This is a genomic window from Lactobacillus sp. ESL0225, assembly GCF_003692905.1.
GTDB classification, from domain to species: Bacteria; Bacillota; Bacilli; order Lactobacillales; family Lactobacillaceae; genus Lactobacillus; species Lactobacillus bombicola.
In genome coordinates this window covers 69591-89550 of the sequence record NZ_REHK01000007.1, presented here as the reverse complement: position 1 = coordinate 89550, position 19960 = coordinate 69591, and the positions used below count along the sequence as shown (strand labels likewise).

Here is a 19960-nt window from a genome sequence, read left to right as displayed (position 1 = left end):
GATACTATTGTATCCCAAATAAATCAAGATATATTAGTTATTCTTATCATGATTATGTCCATTTGAACCCCAAAACCAGCCGATTAAAACGCCAATAATTAGCATTAAAACTAAAATAATAATTAAGGGCAAATTGAGTTTAAATAAACCAAAATTGATTGCCACATTGCCAGTATTAATAACTACAAAAATTACCGATAACAAGCTAAGAATTAAAGTTAAAATTAATTTTAACTGATCAATTTTATTTTTCATTGGTTGAACTACTTTCTGGAAGCATACTTAATAGATAATTTGTCACCTATACTTGGAAACAAATTATACAGTTTCGCATACACAGCAAGACTAATCGGAATATTTAGTTCGCGCTTATTGCTACCAAAATAATGTACCACTTGCCAAGAAACATCATCAGGGTCAAGCATATATCCTTGAATATTTTCAACATAATGTCCAGTTTTATCAGCAATATTAAAAAAGTTAGTATAAACTGGACCAGGATTAACAGTCATCACCTTAACGCCAAAGGGTTTTAATTCTAAGCGCAAGACATTAGAAAATTGAATAACAGCTGCTTTTGATGCGCTGTATGCCGCAGATTTAACTGTTGGAATTTTGCCAGCAATTGAACCAAAGTTTATAATTTGCCCTGCCTTTTGGTCCATCATCACTCGACCAATTAGTCTCGTAAAATACATTAAACCCAATACATTGACTTGAAACATGGCAGTTATTTCGCGCCGATTCATCTCGACAAAGTTACCAAATTTTCCAAATCCGGCGCAATTGACTAAATAATCAATATGATTAGTTACCTTAATTATATTTTTAAAAGTAGCATCAATTGCGTCGCTCTCCCCCATATCAGTGACAAATGCGTAAGCTGGAGCACCAGAAAGTTCATGTGCCTCAGCTGCAAGATGATCAAGTTCATCTTCTCTTCTTGCAATTAAAACAACTGTAGCACCACGACCAGCACTCTCTAAGGCAATTGAATGACCTATACCACTTGAAGCTCCTGTAATAACAACCACTTTATCTCTTAATGAATCGCTCATTTTTCTTCACCTTTCATTGGAATTATAACTCGATCAAAATCATTAGCCAATTTAGTATTGGGGAATATCTTCTCCGCTTGTTGCACTAATTTTTTTGCTTTTGCACCTAAGTATCTAGCTGAAATATGGTTTAAATACAAACGCTTTACCCCATTAGCTTGCGCAACCTTAGCCGCTTCTACCGCAGTCGAATGATAATAAGAATACGCTAAATCTGCTTCGTTACCAGCAAAAGTAGACTCATGAATCAAGACATCAGCATTTTTAGCTAGCTGTGCAATTGTTGCCGTTGAACGGGTATCATAAATAATTGAAATTATCCGACCAGCCTTAGATGGACCTAAAAAATCGTGTCCATCCAAAATCGTATTATCATCCAAAACGATTTTCTCCCCATTTTTTAGTTTACCAAGTAATGGTCCATTAGGTATATTATATTGCGCTAATTTATCCATTAAAAGTTCACCTTGATGAGGATCTTCAACTACGCGATAGCCAAAACTAGGCACTCGATGTTCTAATTTTTCTGCGAAAACTCTAAATCCATTGCCTTGAAAAATCAGTCCACCCTTTTCTAGCGGTACAAACCTAATTGGATAGGAAATTTTTGTTCTTGATACTTTTAAAGAAGTTCTAACAAATTGTTCTAAGCCTGGGGGACCATAAATTGTTATTGGACCAACATCGCCTTGAAATGATCTAGTTGCCAAAAAGCCAGGCAGGCCAAAAATATGATCGCCATGATTATGTGAAATGAATATTTTTGTTATCTTGCGCATTCGAATATTAGTCCGCAAAATTTGATGTTGCGTAGCTTCACCTACATCAAATAACCAAATCTCATTTAATTCATCAAGCATTTTAAGGGCAATGCTTGATACGTTGCGTTGCTTTGATGGTTGCCCTGCTCCTGTACCTAAAAATTGTAACTCCATAAATTTCCCATTCTAAAATTTTGCATGCTTAACGATTGCTTTGACAACAAAAGCGCTATAATATTTTGAGCCGATTGGTGTAGGATGAGTATGATCATCATAAAACCAATTGGGATGACTTTTTGCATAGTTGCACCAATCAATAATATTTAAATTATGATAACGTCTAGCCGCTTTAGTTAAAGATTGATTGACCTGATTTTGCCACGGTCTATTGGGCACATAAGTATTAATCCAAAAAACTTGCCGCTTAGATCCTATTAGTTGCATTAGTTGATTTAAGTCAGACATTGGAAAAGCTCCATTTGTTCCTAAAGCAATTAATACATTGTCAGCTAAGACATGCTGAGACTTGTAATGGTCAAGTAACCCAAAAGATGCGTTTACTTGTCTAGAAACAGCCGCGTCAATAATAGATTTAGGCATTAACCGCGTTAAATCGTTACTAGAACTTGCCATAACAGAATCACCAATTGCCGTTAATTGAACTTTATGTGCTAATTGTAAATCAAGTTGTGAAATTCCATATTTTTTATATAACCGATTGACTGGGTGGCTCTTTGCAGTCTTATTAGCTACTTTAATTAGTTTAGCTCTTTTTTGATCTTTTTTCTTACTTTTTTTTATTTTGGCAATTGCCAGTTGATTATCTTTTTTTTGCTGCCGACAATTCTTTCGAATTCTTACAGCTAACTGCGACTGATTATAATCTTGAGCTTTAACCATTGGTGAAACAATGATAGCAATACTACCGCAAATAAAAATTAAACTTATTACTAAAGCCTGGATTTTAGAACCGTAATTTTTTGTCTTAAAATTTAAAACTTTTTTTAGGTATTTTTTGATGGAAGATAGACTAATTTTACTCAATGGCTTTTCAATAAAGCGATATGACAATTCGCTTAAGACAAGAATTATCGCAATTTCAAATAAATGGTATAAAAAAGCATATTCAGCTAGATTAGCTACTTTATCTTCGAAAAAGATCATAACTGGAAATTGATATAAATATATACCATAGCTTCTAGAACCGAGCCAATTAAAAACCGGATTGGTCATCCATCTATTCCAGTGACTACATGGATGAGCAATAACAGCCACAAAGATAGTTGTTGCTATCGTAAATAACACCATCCCACCATAATAAGGAAATGGCCCTTCAGCATTCATTGCTGGACTAAAAAACATCAATAAAATAATAAATAAGGCAACAAAACCCATGCCATCCAAAAAATAAGCTTCACTTTGCTTAATTTCGGTCTTCAATTTATTTATTGGCCATAATACGGCTAATACTGCTCCTATACCTAAAGCAAAAAAACGTGTGTCAGTACCGTAATAAATCCTATTAATATTAACACCAATTCGATACATAATTGCCATTTCAAGAGCAGAAAGTAGAGAAAGACCTGAAAGCATTTTGACCATTACTTTTCTATTCTTTGCATACTTGACAAGTAGATAAACGACCAATGGCCATAAAAGATAGAATTGCCCATTAATTGACATTGTCCAAAGATGGACAAAAGGTGACTCATTAGCAGCAAATCGTTCAAAGTAACTTTGCCCATTAAATATTTGCCAAAAGTTATAAACACTTAGTACATTAGAAACTACGATTTGCCATAAATTAGCAAGTAAATTGCGCTGAAATAATAATATATACGCCGAAGAAAGCCATAAGACCGAAAGTAATGATGGATATAATTTTTTAATTCTACTCCAATAAAAATTTACGTTATCAAAAAAACCATCTTTTTCATATGACTTTAACATTTGACAAGTAACTAAATACCCTGATAAGACAAAAAATATCGGTACACCAAGATAGCCACCAATAAAAGTATCGGGATTAAGATGATATAAAATCACCCCAATAACTGCCAATGCTCTGAGTCCAGAATATCCTGTAATAAACCGATTTTTTTCCATATTTTCAAACTTTTCTATTAAATTTATTGAACAAATTCAAAATTAAATGTGCCAATAACAACGTCATCACCGTCAACAGCCCCACTTTTACGTAGTGCTTCATCTACACCTAAGTTCTTTAATTGCCGAGCTAAACGAATAATACTATCTTGATAATCCAGGTTGGTTCTTGCAACTAATTTTTCTAAACCTTCACCCTTAATTTCAAATAAATGATCTTCAAGCTTTTCGATCGTGAATTCATCTTTCTTAGATTTTTCGTATCGATATTCCTTAATAACTTGGCTAACCTTTATGTTTTCTTTAGCCTGTTCCTGTTCGACTTGCTCTATTAAAATGGCTGTATTATTAAGCAACTGCTCAATACCCTGATGAGTAACACTTGAAATTGGATAAACCGGTTCATTAATAGCAGCTTGTTTTAAATCCTGCTTAAATTTAGCTAGCTTGTCAGCAGCTTGAGGTAAGTCCATTTGCGTGGCTACAATTATTTCACGTCTTTTTCCTAGATTTTGGTCATAAGACAACAATTCCTTACGAATTTTTTGATAATCCTCAATTGCGCTACGACCATTATCTGGATCCATTGATACAAAATGCAAAATCACTTTAGTTCTTTCAATATGACGTAAAAACTGAATACCAAGACCAACGCCTTGACTGGCGCCTTCGATTAATCCAGGTAAATCAGCTATTGAAAAATCACGACCATCAGGAAGAATGACTATTCCTAAATTAGGAGTAAGTGTAGTAAAATCATAGGCCCCAATCTTAGGTTTTGCTTTTGTTACTACTGATAATAAAGTCGATTTACCTACTGATGGAAAGCCTACTAAACCAACATCGGCTAGTACTTTAAGTTCTAAGCGTAGAACTCGATCTTCACCAGGTTCACCATTTTCAGCAATTTCTGGAGCAGTATTAACACTATTAGCAAAATGAATATTTCCACGACCACCACGACCACCATGAGCAACAATTAACTCTTGCTTATTTTCGGTTAGATCTCCGATTTCTTCATTAGTGTTAAAGTCGTATACAGTTGTACCAAGCGGTACTCGTAAATAGAGATCTTTAGCGCCACGACCATATTGTGATTTTATACGACCGTTTTCACCATTCTCGGCCTTAAATTTGCGCCGATAACGGAAATCCATCAAGGTCCTTAACCCACTATCAGCAACAAAAATAATACTTCCACCGCGACCACCATCACCTCCGGCTGGTCCGCCATTTGGTACATATTTTTCATGGCGAAAGGCAACGATACCATCTCCACCTTTACCAGCTTGAACTTCAATCTTAGTTTGATCGACAAATGTTGGCATGTATTTTTCCTCCCAATTGCACTAACCTTAATACTATACCACAAAAATTCTGGCACATTCGATAAAATTAGCGTCACAACGTTAATTTAACAGTTTGCGCCTGTGGTAAAGTTAATCCCGCTGAACATAATTCTGCAATACTTGCTTCCTTTATTTTCTTTAAAGATCCAAATTGTCTTAAAAGCTTATTTCTACTTTTTGGACCAATTCCCTTAATTGAATCAAGCTTACTTGATAAGGCATTTTTTGCATGTGTACGCCGATGAAAAGTAATGGCAAATCGGTGTACTTCATCCTGAATCCTAGTCATTAGATAAAATCCTTGTGATTTAGGATCAAGTGGAATCAATTTCATGGGTATGCCATTAATTGGGTCGCCATAAAGCAGATGATTTGTTCGGTGCTTATTATCCTTAACCATACCAGCAACCGGTATTTTTAAATCCAATTCATTACGCAAAATATCCTGGCAAGCATCAATTTGAATTTGTCCACCGTCCATTAAGATGAGATCAGGCATTTTTTTATGTTCACGTAAAAGGCGACTATATCGGCGACGAACAACTTCACGCGTATTACGAACTTCATCACCCCCGTTTTGATGTTCAACTTCACCTTTTAATTTATACTTTCGATATGAATTTTTATCAGGTTCTCCGTCTTTAAAAACCACTAGTGCTGAAACTGGATCTGTTCCTTGAATGTGGGAGTGATCAAAGCTTTCAATTACATGTCCATAGGGCAGAGTCAAAGCATCAAAGATTTCTTTTTGTGCCCCCTTAGTCTTACGGTTATCAAGTTCTAACAATCTAAACTTATCATCCAATTTAAGTTTAGCATTTTCCTTTGCCATTTTTAATAATGCTTTCTTTTGTCCTCTGATGGGAGTTCTAACTTGAACTTGTAAAACTTCACCTAAGGCTTCATTATCAATTCCAGTTGGTACTAAGACTTCTCTTGGTAATACTCTATTTTTTTGACCATAAAATTGCACAATAAATGAAGTAAATGCATCTTCGGGGTCACTTTCATCAGTTAAGGGATACATTCTTGTTTCGCTTCTAAGTAACTTAGCCTGTCTTAAAAAGAAAATTTGAATCGCAATCCATGATTTATCTACATAAAAATTAAAAATATCACGCTGAGTATTGTCATTAGAAATTATTTTTTGCTTTTCGACTGTTTCTTCAATATATGCGAGTTGATCACGAATTTCTGCTGCTCGTTCAAATTCTAAATTTTCAGCAGCTTTACCCATTCTCTTATTTAAATCTTGTTTAACTGCTGTTATGTCTCCATTTAAAAAACTTTTGATTTTTTTAATTTGTGCTCTGTATTCTTCTTTGGGAACTTCCTTAAAGCAAGCCCCTAAGCACTGCCCCATATGATAATATAAACATGGTCTTTTCTGTTTACCATTGCACCTTCTTAAAGGAAAAAGCTTTTGAATAAATTTTAATGTTGCTTGTGCCGCATAAACATTAGGATATGGACCAAAGTAATATCCACCATCCTTACGCACAATACTAGTTAACTTAGTTTGAGGATCGCGTTCATTAGTGATTTCAATATAAGGATAACCTGTTCCTTGTTTCAACTGTACATTATAGTAGGGTTGATATTTTTTAATTAAGGTAACTTCTAATAGAAATGCTTCTTTATCCGTTGATACAGTGATAATGTCATAATCTCGAATTTCACGCACTAATTCAGCCCTACGTCCAACCTGTTTACTCTTAAAATACGACCGAACGCGGCTCTTCAGATTTTTTGACTTACCAACATAAATAACCTTACCGTTTATATCTTTCATCAAATAACAGCCTGGCTTAGCAGGCAAAAGCTTTAATTTATTTTCAATTAATTTTGTTGCCAAAAACTCACTTCCTTATTTGCTGAATCAATTTTATCACAAACTTTCTTTCTGGGAGCCTGGATAGGGTTTTAAATTAGCAATTACTTTACATAATAATAATTATTTCTAATAATAAGTTAGCACTAGCCGAATCTTTCTTTTTTTATTATAATAAGACAAACGAAAGGAAGATAATTATGGGATTAACTTTTAAAAAGCAAGACAATTTAGAAAGATTATTTGATAAGTTTGCTACAGTTCCTGAAGATAAAAAAAAGAAAAGCAATAAAGATAAAAAAAAGGCAAAATAAAAATGGCTCATTAATGGGCCATTTTTATTTACTTTAGTCTTACAAATATTGTTCAATCCAAGTCCATACTTCTTTAACATGCGTTTTTTGCACAGAGCTATAAGTTAATACACTAACATTAGCATGAGCTAAATCAAAATTTTTCTTTAGATTGGATATAACTTTATTTTGCTGACTTTTCTTTACTTTATCAATTTTTGTACAAACTACCAAAATTGGCAATTCAAGAACTAAGGCATAGTTATACATCGCAACATCGTTTTTAGTAGGTTCATGCCTTGAATCAACTAAAATAATCAATCCCTTTAAGTTTTCTCTAGTTTCAAGGTAATCTTGAATCATTTCGCCAAATTTTTCTCGTTGTGCCTGAGAAACTTTCGCATAGCCATATCCTGGAACATCTACTAAATAAAAATCTTGATTAACAATATAAAAATTTAAAGTTTGTGTTTTCCCAGGTTGTGAAGATGTTCTAGCTAAATTTTTGCGTCCTAATAATGAATTAATCAAACTGGACTTTCCAACATTAGAACGACCCGCTAAAGCAATCTCACTTAAATTATCTTGAGGATACTGTTCTTCTTTAACTGCACTAATTGCATAGTCACTACTCTTAATGATCATTTACAACCTTAATTTCTTCTTTAAGTGGCTTACCACTTTCTTTTTTTCTAACAACTCGAGGTTCAGCTTGCTTAGTAATCACATCTTCAGTTATTTCAACTCTTTCAATATCTGTCTCACTAGGTATTTCATACATAATGCTCATCATTGCATTTTCAATAATTGTTCTTAAACCACGCGCACCCATATTACGTTCAATTGCCAAATCAGCAATTGCTGTTAAAGCACTATCTGTAAATTCTAGTTCAACATCATCAAGAGAAAATAATTTTTTATATTGTTTTACCAAAGCATTTTTGGGTTCTGTTAAAATACGAACTAAATCTTTATTATCTAATTTATTTAGGGTAGCTACAATCGGTATACGTCCAATAAATTCTGGAATTAAACCAAATTTAACTAAATCACCAGTCGTCAAGTGCTCTGTCCATTCTTCATCTTGTATTGAATTTAACTTACTTTCTGCACTAAAACCGATAACTTTTTTACCTAACCGACCTTTAACTATCTGTTCTATCCCATCAAATGCTCCACCAACAATAAATAAAATATTAGTGGTATCAATCTGAATCAATTCTTGTTGGGGATGTTTACGTCCACCTTGTGGTGGAACTGAGGCAATAGTGCCTTCTAAGATTTTTAAGAGCGATTGCTGCACTCCTTCACCAGATACGTCACGTGTAATCGATACATTTTCAGATTTTTTAGAAATTTTGTCAATTTCATCTATATACACAATTCCACGTTGCGCTCTTTCAATGTCGTAATCAGCATTTTGCAATAACTTTAGTAAAATATTTTCAACATCTTCACCAACATAACCAGCTTCTGTTAAAGTTGTTGCATCTGCTATGGCAAATGGAACATCCAGAATACGAGCCAAAGTTTGAGCTAAATAGGTCTTACCTGAACCAGTAGGCCCAATAAGAGCAATATTTGATTTTTGCAATTCTGTTGAAGAATCAATATCCATCTGGGTAATCCGTTTATAATGGTTATAAACAGATACTGACAAAATTTTCTTGGCTCTCTCTTGCCCAATAACATATTGATCAAGCTGCTTCTTGATTTCCATCGGCTTTGGTAAGTCTTTTGCCTCTTTTAATGAATCTGATTTCAATTCATCGTCGATAATTTTTTTAGATAAATTAACACATTCATTGCAAATATAAACACCATTACCAGCAATCATTTTTTTAACTTGATCTTGTGTTTTATCACAAAAGGAGCACTTAATTTCTTCTTGATCAGTAAATTGTGATGCCATTCTATTCCTCCTTATGTCTACAAGTTTAAGAGTATCATAAATATGTTAGGTACTTGAATTATTTGCTTGTAGAAAAATAAAAAGGTAGTTAAATAAACTACCTTTCTACTTTCGATTTAAGTTCTATTTGTTGTCTGAACTCTTATCGTCGTCATTAATCTTGGATTTAGCAACTTGTTTTGCATTGTCAGTGACAAGATCAATTGCCTTACGAATATTGATATCGTGTGAAAGCATGTCATCAGTTAAAGTATTACGGACAGTCTTTTCATCCATATTGTACTCTTTTGCAAGCTCTTTAATTTCGTTATCAATCTCTTCTTTTGAGGCTTTAATATCTTCTTTTTCAACGATTGCTTCAAGAACTAGGTTAGTCTTAACTCTTTCTTCTGCATCCTTGCTAAACTGTGAACGCAATTGTTCTTCAGTAGTTCCAGTTAATTTATAATAAGTTTCTGGATTAATGCCTTGACGTTGCATATTACCTAAATATTGATTCATTTGAGTATTAACATCTTCTTGAATCATCGTATCAGGTATTTCTTTAATCTTTGCATTGTTAACTGCTGCTTCAATTGCGGCTTGCTCAATCGCTGATTTAGCTTCTTCTTCTTTTTTAGCTTTTAAATCTTTCTTGATTTTTTCTTTTAATTCATCAAGCGTTTCAACAGAATCATCAATATCTTTAGCAAATTCATCGTCTAATTTAGGAAGTTGCTTTGATTTAACTTCATGAATCTTTGTAGCAAAATGTGCTTCCTTACCAGCTAAATCTTTTGCACCATAGTCTTCTGGGAATGTTACTACAACGTCTACATCATCACCAGCCTTATGACCAATTAGTTGATCTTCAAAGCCAGGAATAAAGGTATTTGAGCCAAGTTCAAGAGCGTAATCATTAGCTGTTCCTCCATCAAAGGCTGCGCCATCTACTGTACCCTTATAATCAATAGTTACAGTGTCACCTTTAGCAGAAGCATCTTTCTTAAGCACAAGTTCAGCATTCTTCTGGCGATCTTGCTCAAGTTCATTCTCAATATCCTTAGCATATACCCGCGTATTTTGTTTAGGAACTTCAATACCCTTGTAGTCACCTAATTCAACTTCAGGCTTAACATTGACAAGTGCTTTTACACTCCAGTCCTTACCCTTTTCCATTGAAACAGGGATAATTTGTGGTTGCCCTACTGCTTCAATGCCAACCTCTTTAACTGCAGTAGCATATGCAGTTGGAAGAACCATATTTAACGCATCTTCATATAATGCTTCTTCACCATAATATTGATTAAAAATTACTCGAGAAACATGTCCTTTTCTAAAACCAGGAACACGTAAATTATTTTTTACTCGCTTAAAAGCTGAGTCTAACCCACGCTTAACTTCAGCTTGGGGAATATCAAAAGTAAGTTCACCGTTATTTTCACCAGTTTTATTCCAATTTACAGACATTAATTAAATACCTCCAATGTCAAGTATCACTTCATCGTACATACTAAATTATCTTACATTAAACGATTGAAAAAAACAAATTTAGGCAAAAAAAGATGTACTTCTATGAAGAAGTACATCTTTTTAAACTGTCCTTTTATGAACTAGTCAAGGATTTCAGTAACCTGACCAGCACCAACAGTACGACCACCTTCACGGATAGTAAACTTAGTACCCTTTTCAATGGCTGCTGGTTTAATTAAGGTAACAGTAAATTCTGTGTTATCGCCAGGCATAACCATTTCAGTACCTTCTGGCAATTCGATTTCACCAGTAATATCAGTAGTGTGGAAATAGAATTGAGGACGGTAGTCTGAGAAGAATGGAGTATGACGTCCACCTTCTTCCTTCTTCAGGACATAAACTTGACCCTTGAACTTGTTGTGGGTTTGAATTGAGCCAGGTGCAGCTAAAACTTGTCCACGAACAACTTGGTCACGGTCAATACCACGAAGCAATACACCAACGTTATCACCGGCTTCACCAGAATCTAAAGTCTTGTGGAACATTTCCAAACCAGTAACAACTGACTTGATAACCTTTTCTACTAAACCAACGATTTCAACTTCATCGCCGACCTTAACAGTACCACGGTCAATACGACCTGAAGCAACAGTACCACGACCAGTAATTGTAAATACATCTTCAACTGGCATTAAGAAAGGCTTATCAGTTTGACGTTCTGGGGTTGGAATGTATTCATCAACAGTATCCATTAACTTCATAATAACGTCTTGTTGTTCCTTGTCACCTTGTAAAGCTTTCAAAGCTGAACCACGGATAACTGGAATGTCGTCACCTGGGTAATCATATTCTGATAACAAGTCACGAACTTCCATTTCAACCAAGTCAATCAATTCTGGATCATCAACTAAATCAGTCTTATTTAAGAAGACAACGATGTAGTTAACACCAACTTGACGAGCAAGTAAAATGTGTTCACGAGTTTGTGGCATTGGTCCATCAGTTGCAGCAACAACTAAAATGGCACCATCCATTTGAGCAGCACCAGTAATCATGTTCTTGATATAGTCGGCGTGTCCTGGAGCGTCCATGTGAGCATAGTGACGCTTTTCAGTTTCATACTCAACGTGAGCGGTATTGATAGTAATACCACGTTCTTTTTCTTCTGGTGCAGCATCGATTTCTGAATAATCTTCAGCTTTAGCCAAACCTTTTTCTGATAAAACTTTAGTAATAGCCGCTGTTAAAGTGGTCTTACCATGGTCAACGTGACCAATAGTACCAATGTTTACGTGTGGCTTCGTTCTAACGTAATGTTCTTTTTCTGCCATTAAAATGACCCTCCTGTAAATTTGCAAGAAGTCCGTTGAGATAATAACGGATAGTTCTCTGTTGAATATTGTACTACTTTCATGGGCAAATGCCTAGTATTTTAATGCATAGAGCCATGCCTAATGAAAACATCCTTTGCTATTATACTAAATGTTTTCAAAAAGTAAACCCCTTTGTTTAAATTATTTAGGCAAATTAAGTTCGATTGTTTCGAACAGCTTTTGATTACCCCTACCATCGTGGTTATCAATGTAAGAAGCAATATCGCTAGCGAAACTATCAGGCTCATCAACGTACTTATTTATCATAGGATAAAGACTACCTAAAATCAAGTTAACTTCAGCTAAAACTACTGGTAATTGACTTGGCCGATGATAATATTTTGCTCCTATGCCCGATATTACTTCACGATATATTGGCTCATCTTTTAATAAATTAGTATCAGCTGGAATAAATTTCACTAAATTACCTAGAATGACTACGCTAATCTTATCTTTCAAACCAAGCCGTACAAAATCTTCACAGAGTGCTATTCTTACTGCAAAGTTCAAAGTTGGATCAACTAACAAACTTTGTGCAAAAAATTTAAAATTAGCTAAGCTTAATTTAAATAGTTGCTGATAATCATATTGCGTAGGCTGTTGTAGTTGCTTAAACTTAAGCATCAATTCTTGTTGTTCAGTTATGCTTACTGGTTCAACAGAAATAGCTAGTTCTCCTTTGGTCAAATTAGTTACTTCAAAAGCTTCAATAGCAAAATGATTAGCCTTTAAAATTTTACTATATTCAGTAAAAATAGTTTTATCTGAAAAAAGATCTCTTTCTTCTTTAATCAAACTATATGCAGCATATTCCTGCTTATCTTTTAAATATAATTCACAAAGCATTAAAACTATTTCTTGACTTGAGCCATCACGTAGTGCTTCTTCCAAGTTTTGAATGGCTAGTGTCACATTGCCATCTAACTCATTTTTTCTTGCAAGCTGCAATAAATTTTTTTGACTTAATGTAGTCATAATTAATCTTTCTTAATAATTCGCTTGCCAGATTTATTTACATCAACTGAGTGGTAATCGTTATTTTTGCCGTTGCGTTTTTGTAAAGCTCGGTGTCGGTTTTGGTTAACTTCCATTACCACCGGTAAAACAACCGGTCGCCGATTAGTTTTTTTGTACAAAAACTTCTCTAAATCATTGCGTACATCCTGTTTGATTTCAGTCCAATCAAACTTTTTATGTTCAAAATTATTTTTAATTGTGCTTTTAATTAACTCAACACTATCCTGCATCAATTGTCGATTTGCTTTAATATAAACGAAACCTCTACTAGTAACTTGAGGTTGAGCTATAATTTTTTTCTTTCGGCGATCAATAGTTACTACTGCAATAAAAATCCCATCATCAGAAAGAACCTCCCGGTCACGTAGCACAATATTACCTACATCTCCAATACCAGAACCATCTATCATGATATCATCACCTGGAACCGGGTCAGTCAAATAAAATTTAGCTTGTTTAAAATCATAGTTTAAACAATCACCATTACGCGTAACTATTACATTTTCTTGACTTATTCCTGCTTTAACTGCTAAGTCTTTATGGGCTTCAAGTAAGCGATATTCACCAATAACTGGTATTACAAATTTAGGCTTGAGGATACTAATTAACATTTGTAAATCGGTCCCTGTAGCATGCCCACTCGTACTTTTAGCACGCCCTAATTCAATAACCCTTCCACCTGCTTGATAAACCATATCGCTGGTTTGTGCTACTGTTGTTTCAACTGCATGAGAAGGAGTAGTTGCAATAAAAACGAGATCTCCGGGATGAATGGTAATCATCGTATGGCGCTTCTTGGCCATATTCTGTAATGAATTAAGGGGCTCGCCCATTTGACCTGTTTCAAGGATAACCACTTTATTTTCTGGTATTTCCTTTAAGTCTTTAACACGTATCAAAAGCCCCTTCGGCACTTTTAAATAACCTAAGCCCATCGCTGTACGGACAATTTTGGCAACATCTCGGCCTGTTAACAACACTTTTTTACCAGTTCTATAAGCAGCATTTAATACTTCCTGTATACGAATCAAATTAGAAGCTTTGGCTGCAACAATCACTCTTCCCTTTGCATTACGGAAGACATTAGTCACATATTCGCCAATTTCTTGTTCCGAAACATTTGGTAAGGTGGCTTCAGCATTAGAAGAGTCACTTAACAAAGCCAAGACATTTTTTTGTGAAATTTCTGCCAATCTATCTAAATCAGTCCGATAATTTGGTGCTGCAGATAAATCAAATTTAAAATCACCGGTATAAACTATCTCACCCGCATTTGTATGAACATCAATTCCTAAGGAATCTGGAATTGAATGCGTGGTGTGAAAGAAAGAAATATTAGAATTTTTAAATTCAATTTCTGTATCTGCATCAATCACATGAAAAAGACTTGTCTTTAGACGCTTATTTTCACGTTTAACTTTTATTTTTGCTAATTCAATTGTGAGCTGCGAACCAAAAACCGGAATATCATACTTACGTAATATATATGGCAATGCCCCGATAGAATCAGCATGTCCATGTGTTAAAAAGATGCCAACTACCTGATCACTATACTGCTCAAAAAAATCAAGATCTGGGATAACCAAATCAATTCCAAACAAAGTACTATCAGGATATTTTAAACCAGCATCAAGAATATAAATTTCGTCATTTACTTGGACAGCAAACATGTCTTTTCCTTGCTCACGTACGCCGCCCAAAATCATTAGTTTAACTTGATCAGTCATCATATTTCCTTTTCTATTGCTATTCAATTGTTATTTTATGGATCATTACGATCACAACGTAAAAAAGTGTCTTTTTTCATTCTAGCATAAAAATTAATGATGAGAAAAATAAAAAGTCAGTTCCTAGTTCGAACTGACTTTTTATTTTATTAAATTAACGACGTAAACCAAGCTTCTTAATCAATTCACGGTAGCGATTAATATCATTATCTTGCAAATAACGAAGCAAGTTACGGCGATGACCGATCTTTTTCAATAAACCAACATATGAGTGGTGGTCATGCGAATGATTACGCATATGTTCAGTTAAATTGTTAATATCTGTTGTTAATATTGCAACTTGAACTTCTGTTGATCCAGTATCACCTTCATGAGTCGCAAACTTTTTAATAATTTCATCTTTTTCTGCTTTTGAAATTGCCATAATATTTCACCTTTCATTAAATAATTGCCGTTAACAACGTTAACCGTCAGGTGTGAGCGTGCAAACAGCGTTAACGGTTCACAACAATAGTATAATACAGATTATTTTTTTAAAAAGCAAGTATAAATTAGCTTGCATCTGCAATTATTCTTCAGTATAATTTACTAAGTGAATTTACGATTATTGGAGGTGAATTTTATGCCACAAATCAAGTCAGCTATTAAACGTGTTAAAACTCAAGACGCTACTAGAAAGCGCAATGCCGCTCAATTGAATCAATTAAGAACTGCTGTTAAGAAGTTCAAGGTTGCTCAAGCTGCTGGTGCTGAAAACGCCTCCGAATTACATGTTGCTGCTGCCCGTGCATTAGATAAGGCTGCTTCAAAGGGTCTTATTCATAAGAACAAGGCTAGTCGTGACAAGAGCCGCTTAGCTAAGTTAGCCAAATAAACTTGTATAACTAAATTAAAAAGCAAGAATGAGTTCATTCTTGCTTTTTATATGCTTAAAATAAATAATTTCAAAAAAACACTTTCCCGATATTGACCATTTTTATAATTGAAATCTAGCTCAATCGCCTGCTCAAGCAACTTTTCTATCTGAGTAACTGCAAATTTGTTGCTAAGGGCCACCTTTACCCGATAGGGATGTACCCCTAGTGTTTTAGCAATTTCCATTTCCGTTCTGCTTCGCTGCTGTAAAATTTTGACTACCAAAATTAATTCTAACTGATTTTCAAAAACAGCAAGTAGTTGGATGGGATTAGTTCCTTCACGCAACTGATTTTCTAATCGATCAATTGCTTCTTGATAATCATGTTTTAGTGCAGCTTCCAAAATTGCAAAAATATTTTGTGCCAAAGAAAGGTCAATATTTTTTTCAACTAATTCAGATGTAATTTTGCCATTATCTGCAACTAGCTTTAACTTATTAAAATTACTTAGTGCAGTATCTAAAACTTGATCACTTCGTTCAAGTAACAATTGTAATGCTGATCTTGAAATTTCATAACCCTGGGTATTCATAATTGCCTGAATTATTTTCCCAACTTCGTAACTTTTTACTGTGGTATCAACAACATTAAACTTATTTAAGACAGTTTTCGTTAACTTTTTGCGTCGATCAAGTTTGTCATACGAAGCAACTAGCACAACAATATCATCTAGCTGCTCAATATTAGTAAAAATTTTTTGTAGTTGGTCCGTTTGCTTTTTTAATTTTTGTGGAACCTTAGCCTTTAAAAAAAATGGATTTTTCACCAAAATTACCTTTTTCTGACTAAATAGACTTGATTCAGTTAAATCAGCTATCAACAAATCTAGCCCATCATTTTCACAATCAATAGTTAGATAGTCAAAGCCAGAAAAAGCTTCTTCATGTGTAAATGAGGCAGCCAAATAATCATTTAAAAAGGCATCATTTCCCGTAATCAGCGTTTGCGGATTATTCTTACTTGAATTTTTAAATAAAGAAAGTAAAGTCATCGCTACTCACCATTATCAAAACCTAAAATTTGGTATAAATCTAATTAATCATATCATAGTCTACTGTTGAAACCCACGCCTAATTTATGATGAAATAAAGTATATATTCAAAATCAGAATTTAGCCAAGTTAATAAAACGGCAATATTGCTAACTTATTTTTACTTTAGAAAACGATTAAATTTAGGTTTAGTAAACTTACCATATGTCCAAGAAATCATACCGCAATCCTGTGTTGAAACCCAGGGAATGCCTAATTTTTTAAGTGTAGCAATAGTTTCTACATGAGGATGTCCAAAGCGATTATTGCGACCAGCTGAAATAAAGACAATTTCTGGCGCTAATTTATGTAAAAAATCAGGATTAGACGAGGTTTTACTACCATGATGACCTAATTTGAAATAATTAGCCTGTAAATTATATTTAGCCATCAACTTTTGTTCACCTTCTTGGTCTAAATCGCCGGTAAATAACCAGCTTTTATTTGCAACTTTGAAAAAAATTGATAAGCAATCTTTATTTTCGCCTTGTCCCGGTTTAAAGGGATAAACGATATTAAATTTAATTTGTGGTTCCTTAATTTCTTGTCCCGCTAATAATTGCACTAACTGATTCAATTTTATGCGCTTTTCTATACGCTTTTTAAAAGAAGGATTAGCCATCAACCCTTGTGCAAAATATAATCTTTCGACTGGAATTTGACTCATAAGTGGTCCTAAATCTCCAATATGGTCAGTATCCTTATGCGTTACAAAAATGCCATTAAGTTTGCTAATTCCCTGAGCTTTTAAAAAGGGAAGCGTAATTTTATTGATTTGTGGTTGCACTTTTTGCTTACTAAAATTAAGCTTACCACCAGTATCTATCAGATAAGCTCTCCTAGGAAAAGGCGTTGTAATTAAAATGCTATCTCCTTGCCCAACATCAATAAAAGTTACTTGACCAGTTAACGGAAAATGAATTATTAAAAACAAAATCAGGTATAGCCACCCTATACTTTGAAAGAGCCACTTTCGTTGCAACCGATTAAAATATGGCTCATTCTGATCAGACAGTAAAATTATTGTTAAGCTAATTAGCAGTAGGCATTGCCACCAATTGATTTTACCAAAAGTTAATAGGCCAATTTTAGAAGCCGATAGGCTACCGATTTGTTGCTCTCCCAGCATTAAAATTTTTTCAAAAACCGTACTCATGCTAGGTACAAGGCTAAAAGTTAGTAAATTTATAAAAGTAAGTGGCAGTATAATGTAGTTAAAATAAGGCACAATCAACAAATTGAAAATTACAGTTAATAGATTTAACTGGAAAAAGAAGAGTAATAGCAAAGGGGCTAAAAAGATATTTAATAATAATGACTGTTTAAAATTAGGTAGCTTATCTGTAATAGCCAAGCCCAAACTAAGTACATAACTTAAAAGAGCCCCAGCTTGCATCATTAAACGTGGATCAATTAATAAATGGACTAAGCATGTCAGCCCTAGTAAGTCTAATTTAGTAATTGGAAAGCGATGAAATTTGAACATCTGGCTTAAAAAATAAGATAAGCTGGCCCGAATAAAGCCTGCTTGGTAATTACTAAAAAAAATTCCTCCTAATAAAAGTGGCACACAGCAAGCAAAAGTTTCAAATTCTGTTAATTTAAAATAGCAGCAGATAGTGCTAATAAGTATAGTATATATGCCTACATGTAACCCTGAAATACTCAAGATATGAATAACGCCAAGATCGCGATAATTATCTAGAATCGGCTGATTAGCTTGACTAGGATTTTCCCCTAATATCAACTCACTACTAAAAAAGCATAGTAATTGTGGCATTTTTTTAAAATAAGACTGTAAACAAAAGCGTAAATAATGTAAATAATTTATCATTCCAGCTACTCGAGTTTTAATATGACAACTCTTTAAATTAATCTGCTGCGTTATATTTTTTCCTAAGTAATATTTACGTAAATCGAATTGACCATAATTAGTTGCTTGATCAATTTTTTTAACTTCCCCATTAAGCTTAGTTAAAACTACTTGATAGCCACGCTCCAGTTGCTTTTTTTGCATATCCGTAATAGTTGCTGTTACTAAAACTGGGGTCCCTTTTACCTTACCTACCCCAGTAAGCCAATTATCCTTTAAGTTTACTTGATCAGGATAAAGTTCAATTGAAGAACTACTAGTAAGGGAAAAAGTTGGATGGTGCCTGTTTAAAGTTACACTTACAGCTGCTAAAATCAAAAATAATGCTAATACATTTTTTAAAGCTGAATATTTTTTTAATAATAAATAAATAAAATATAATCCGAATAAACTACAAACAATTGTTTGTTCTATTTTGAAACACTGATATATTAAAAAACTCAAGTCAATAAATAAGAGCGCAGTAAGTAAAAAAAATCCTGGCTGTAACTGCTGCCTAAATTTCCAGTTGATTTTTAAGTGCTGCAAAAGTTTTATCTCCAATACCTGAAACTTGCTTTAAATCTTCAATTCTTTTAAAAAGACCATTTTTTTGACGATAAGCAATTATTTGAGCTGCCTTTTTTTCACCAATTCCAGTTAGCTTTTGTAAATCCTGTTCGTTTGCAGTATTGATATTTACTTTCCCCGTAGCCGATTGATTAGAATTAGTAGCTGCTACTGCGGTCGCAGAGGTACTTGCTGCTTCACCTTGACTTGAATTTGCAGAAATAATTATTTCACTTATTTTGATTTTCTCACCTTTATATGGAATGTGAATCTTGTCTTGATCTTTTAAAATTAATGCTCGATTTACATTCTTTAGCTGGGCATTGCTTACAATTCCACCTGCTGCCGTTATTAGTTCCTGTAGCCTTGCACCATTTTTTAAAGTATAGACTCCTTGGTGCTTAATAGCACCTGAAATATCGCAAGTTATATCACTGTTTCTTGCTACAAATTGCGGCTTATCAACTTCATTCTTCTGCTGTTTTTGCTTATTTGAAGCACTCTTTTGAACATGTGTTTGTTTAATACCCAACTGGTCATCAACGGTTGGTGCACGATTTTCATATTTATTCCAAAATACAATAAAAATAAAAATTACCCCTATAATGACGTATTGCTTATGCTCAATGAGCCAATCCCTGATCTTTTCCCAATTCATTCCTCTTTCCTCCTTAAAGTTATATACGAAAAAAAAGCTCAGAATTTTTTCTGA

18 protein-coding genes are annotated in these 19960 nt (G+C 34.0%); 2 read left to right on the top strand and 16 right to left on the bottom strand.

What is annotated here, in order from left to right; genetic code table 11:
- Positions 1-33: 33 nt before the first annotated feature.
- The 6 genes from F5ESL0225_RS03420 to uvrC form a co-directional block, all read right to left on the bottom strand.
- Positions 34-255, bottom strand: coding sequence for a lipopolysaccharide assembly protein LapA domain-containing protein (locus F5ESL0225_RS03420; protein WP_090091853.1), 222 nt, complete (start codon positions 253-255; stop codon positions 34-36).
- An 8-nt stretch (positions 256-263) separates the two neighbouring features.
- Positions 264-1058: an SDR family oxidoreductase gene (locus F5ESL0225_RS03415; RefSeq protein WP_122021619.1), complete on the bottom strand. Its 795-nt coding sequence runs from the start codon at positions 1056-1058 to the stop codon at positions 264-266.
- Positions 1055-1993, bottom strand: coding sequence for a ribonuclease Z (gene rnz / locus F5ESL0225_RS03410; protein ID WP_122021618.1), 939 nt, complete (start codon positions 1991-1993; stop codon positions 1055-1057). Before rnz ends, F5ESL0225_RS03415 begins: the two co-directional genes overlap by 4 nt.
- A 12-nt stretch (positions 1994-2005) precedes the next feature.
- Entirely contained in the window at positions 2006-3925 is a 1920-nt protein-coding gene (locus F5ESL0225_RS03405) for an acyltransferase family protein (RefSeq protein WP_122021617.1), read from the bottom strand.
- Positions 3926-3948: 23 nt separating this feature from the next.
- Positions 3949-5253: a GTPase ObgE gene (obgE, locus tag F5ESL0225_RS03400; protein ID WP_122047855.1), complete on the bottom strand. Its 1305-nt coding sequence runs from the start codon at positions 5251-5253 to the stop codon at positions 3949-3951.
- A 73-nt stretch (positions 5254-5326) separates the two neighbouring features.
- Positions 5327-7129, bottom strand: coding sequence for an excinuclease ABC subunit UvrC (gene uvrC / locus F5ESL0225_RS03395; RefSeq protein ID WP_122047854.1), 1803 nt, complete (start codon positions 7127-7129; stop codon positions 5327-5329).
- Positions 7130-7305: 176 nt separating this feature from the next.
- Between uvrC and F5ESL0225_RS08505 the strand changes: the two genes are divergently transcribed.
- Complete coding sequence (locus F5ESL0225_RS08505) at positions 7306-7419, top strand: SPJ_0845 family protein (protein WP_255409262.1); 114 nt, start codon at positions 7306-7308, stop codon at positions 7417-7419.
- A 39-nt stretch (positions 7420-7458) separates the two neighbouring features.
- On the opposite strand, the gene yihA is transcribed toward F5ESL0225_RS08505, so the two are convergent.
- From yihA to rpsO, 7 genes are all read right to left on the bottom strand, one after another.
- A complete protein-coding gene (yihA, locus tag F5ESL0225_RS03390; protein ID WP_122021614.1) occupies positions 7459-8043 on the bottom strand; it encodes a ribosome biogenesis GTP-binding protein YihA/YsxC in 585 nt (194 codons plus the stop codon).
- Positions 8033-9310, bottom strand: coding sequence for an ATP-dependent Clp protease ATP-binding subunit ClpX (gene clpX, locus F5ESL0225_RS03385; RefSeq protein ID WP_122021613.1), 1278 nt, complete (start codon positions 9308-9310; stop codon positions 8033-8035). Before clpX ends, yihA begins: the two co-directional genes overlap by 11 nt.
- Before the next feature lie 123 nt (positions 9311-9433).
- Positions 9434-10759 (bottom strand): trigger factor, encoded by a 1326-nt coding sequence (gene tig, locus F5ESL0225_RS03380; RefSeq protein WP_122024634.1) that lies wholly within the window; start codon positions 10757-10759, stop codon positions 9434-9436.
- A gap of 143 nt (positions 10760-10902) precedes the next feature.
- The gene (gene tuf, locus F5ESL0225_RS03375; protein ID WP_090091838.1) at positions 10903-12093 is read right to left on the bottom strand and encodes an elongation factor Tu; all 1191 of its coding nucleotides are present in this window, start codon (positions 12091-12093) and stop codon (positions 10903-10905) included.
- 183 nt (positions 12094-12276) lie between these two features.
- Positions 12277-13110, bottom strand: coding sequence for a tetratricopeptide repeat protein (locus F5ESL0225_RS03370; RefSeq protein ID WP_122021611.1), 834 nt, complete (start codon positions 13108-13110; stop codon positions 12277-12279).
- Between the two features lie 2 nt (positions 13111-13112).
- Positions 13113-14879: a ribonuclease J gene (locus F5ESL0225_RS03365; RefSeq protein ID WP_122021610.1), complete on the bottom strand. Its 1767-nt coding sequence runs from the start codon at positions 14877-14879 to the stop codon at positions 13113-13115.
- Between the two features lie 154 nt (positions 14880-15033).
- Positions 15034-15303: a 30S ribosomal protein S15 gene (gene rpsO, locus F5ESL0225_RS03360; protein ID WP_090091833.1), complete on the bottom strand. Its 270-nt coding sequence runs from the start codon at positions 15301-15303 to the stop codon at positions 15034-15036.
- Between the two features lie 198 nt (positions 15304-15501).
- On the opposite strand from rpsO, the gene rpsT reads away from it, so the two are divergent.
- Positions 15502-15753: a 30S ribosomal protein S20 gene (gene rpsT / locus F5ESL0225_RS03355; RefSeq protein WP_090091831.1), complete on the top strand. Its 252-nt coding sequence runs from the start codon at positions 15502-15504 to the stop codon at positions 15751-15753.
- A 47-nt stretch (positions 15754-15800) separates the two neighbouring features.
- Here rpsT and holA read toward each other — a convergent pair whose 3' ends face one another.
- The 3 genes from holA to F5ESL0225_RS03340 form a co-directional block, all read right to left on the bottom strand.
- Positions 15801-16787: a DNA polymerase III subunit delta gene (holA, locus tag F5ESL0225_RS03350; protein WP_122021609.1), complete on the bottom strand. Its 987-nt coding sequence runs from the start codon at positions 16785-16787 to the stop codon at positions 15801-15803.
- 160 nt (positions 16788-16947) lie between these two features.
- Complete coding sequence (locus F5ESL0225_RS03345; RefSeq protein WP_122021608.1) at positions 16948-19227, bottom strand: DNA internalization-related competence protein ComEC/Rec2; 2280 nt, start codon at positions 19225-19227, stop codon at positions 16948-16950.
- The gene (locus F5ESL0225_RS03340) at positions 19196-19906 is read right to left on the bottom strand and encodes a helix-hairpin-helix domain-containing protein (protein ID WP_122021607.1); all 711 of its coding nucleotides are present in this window, start codon (positions 19904-19906) and stop codon (positions 19196-19198) included. The genes F5ESL0225_RS03345 and F5ESL0225_RS03340 overlap by 32 nt, the downstream gene beginning before the upstream one ends.
- Positions 19907-19960 lie beyond the last annotated feature (54 nt).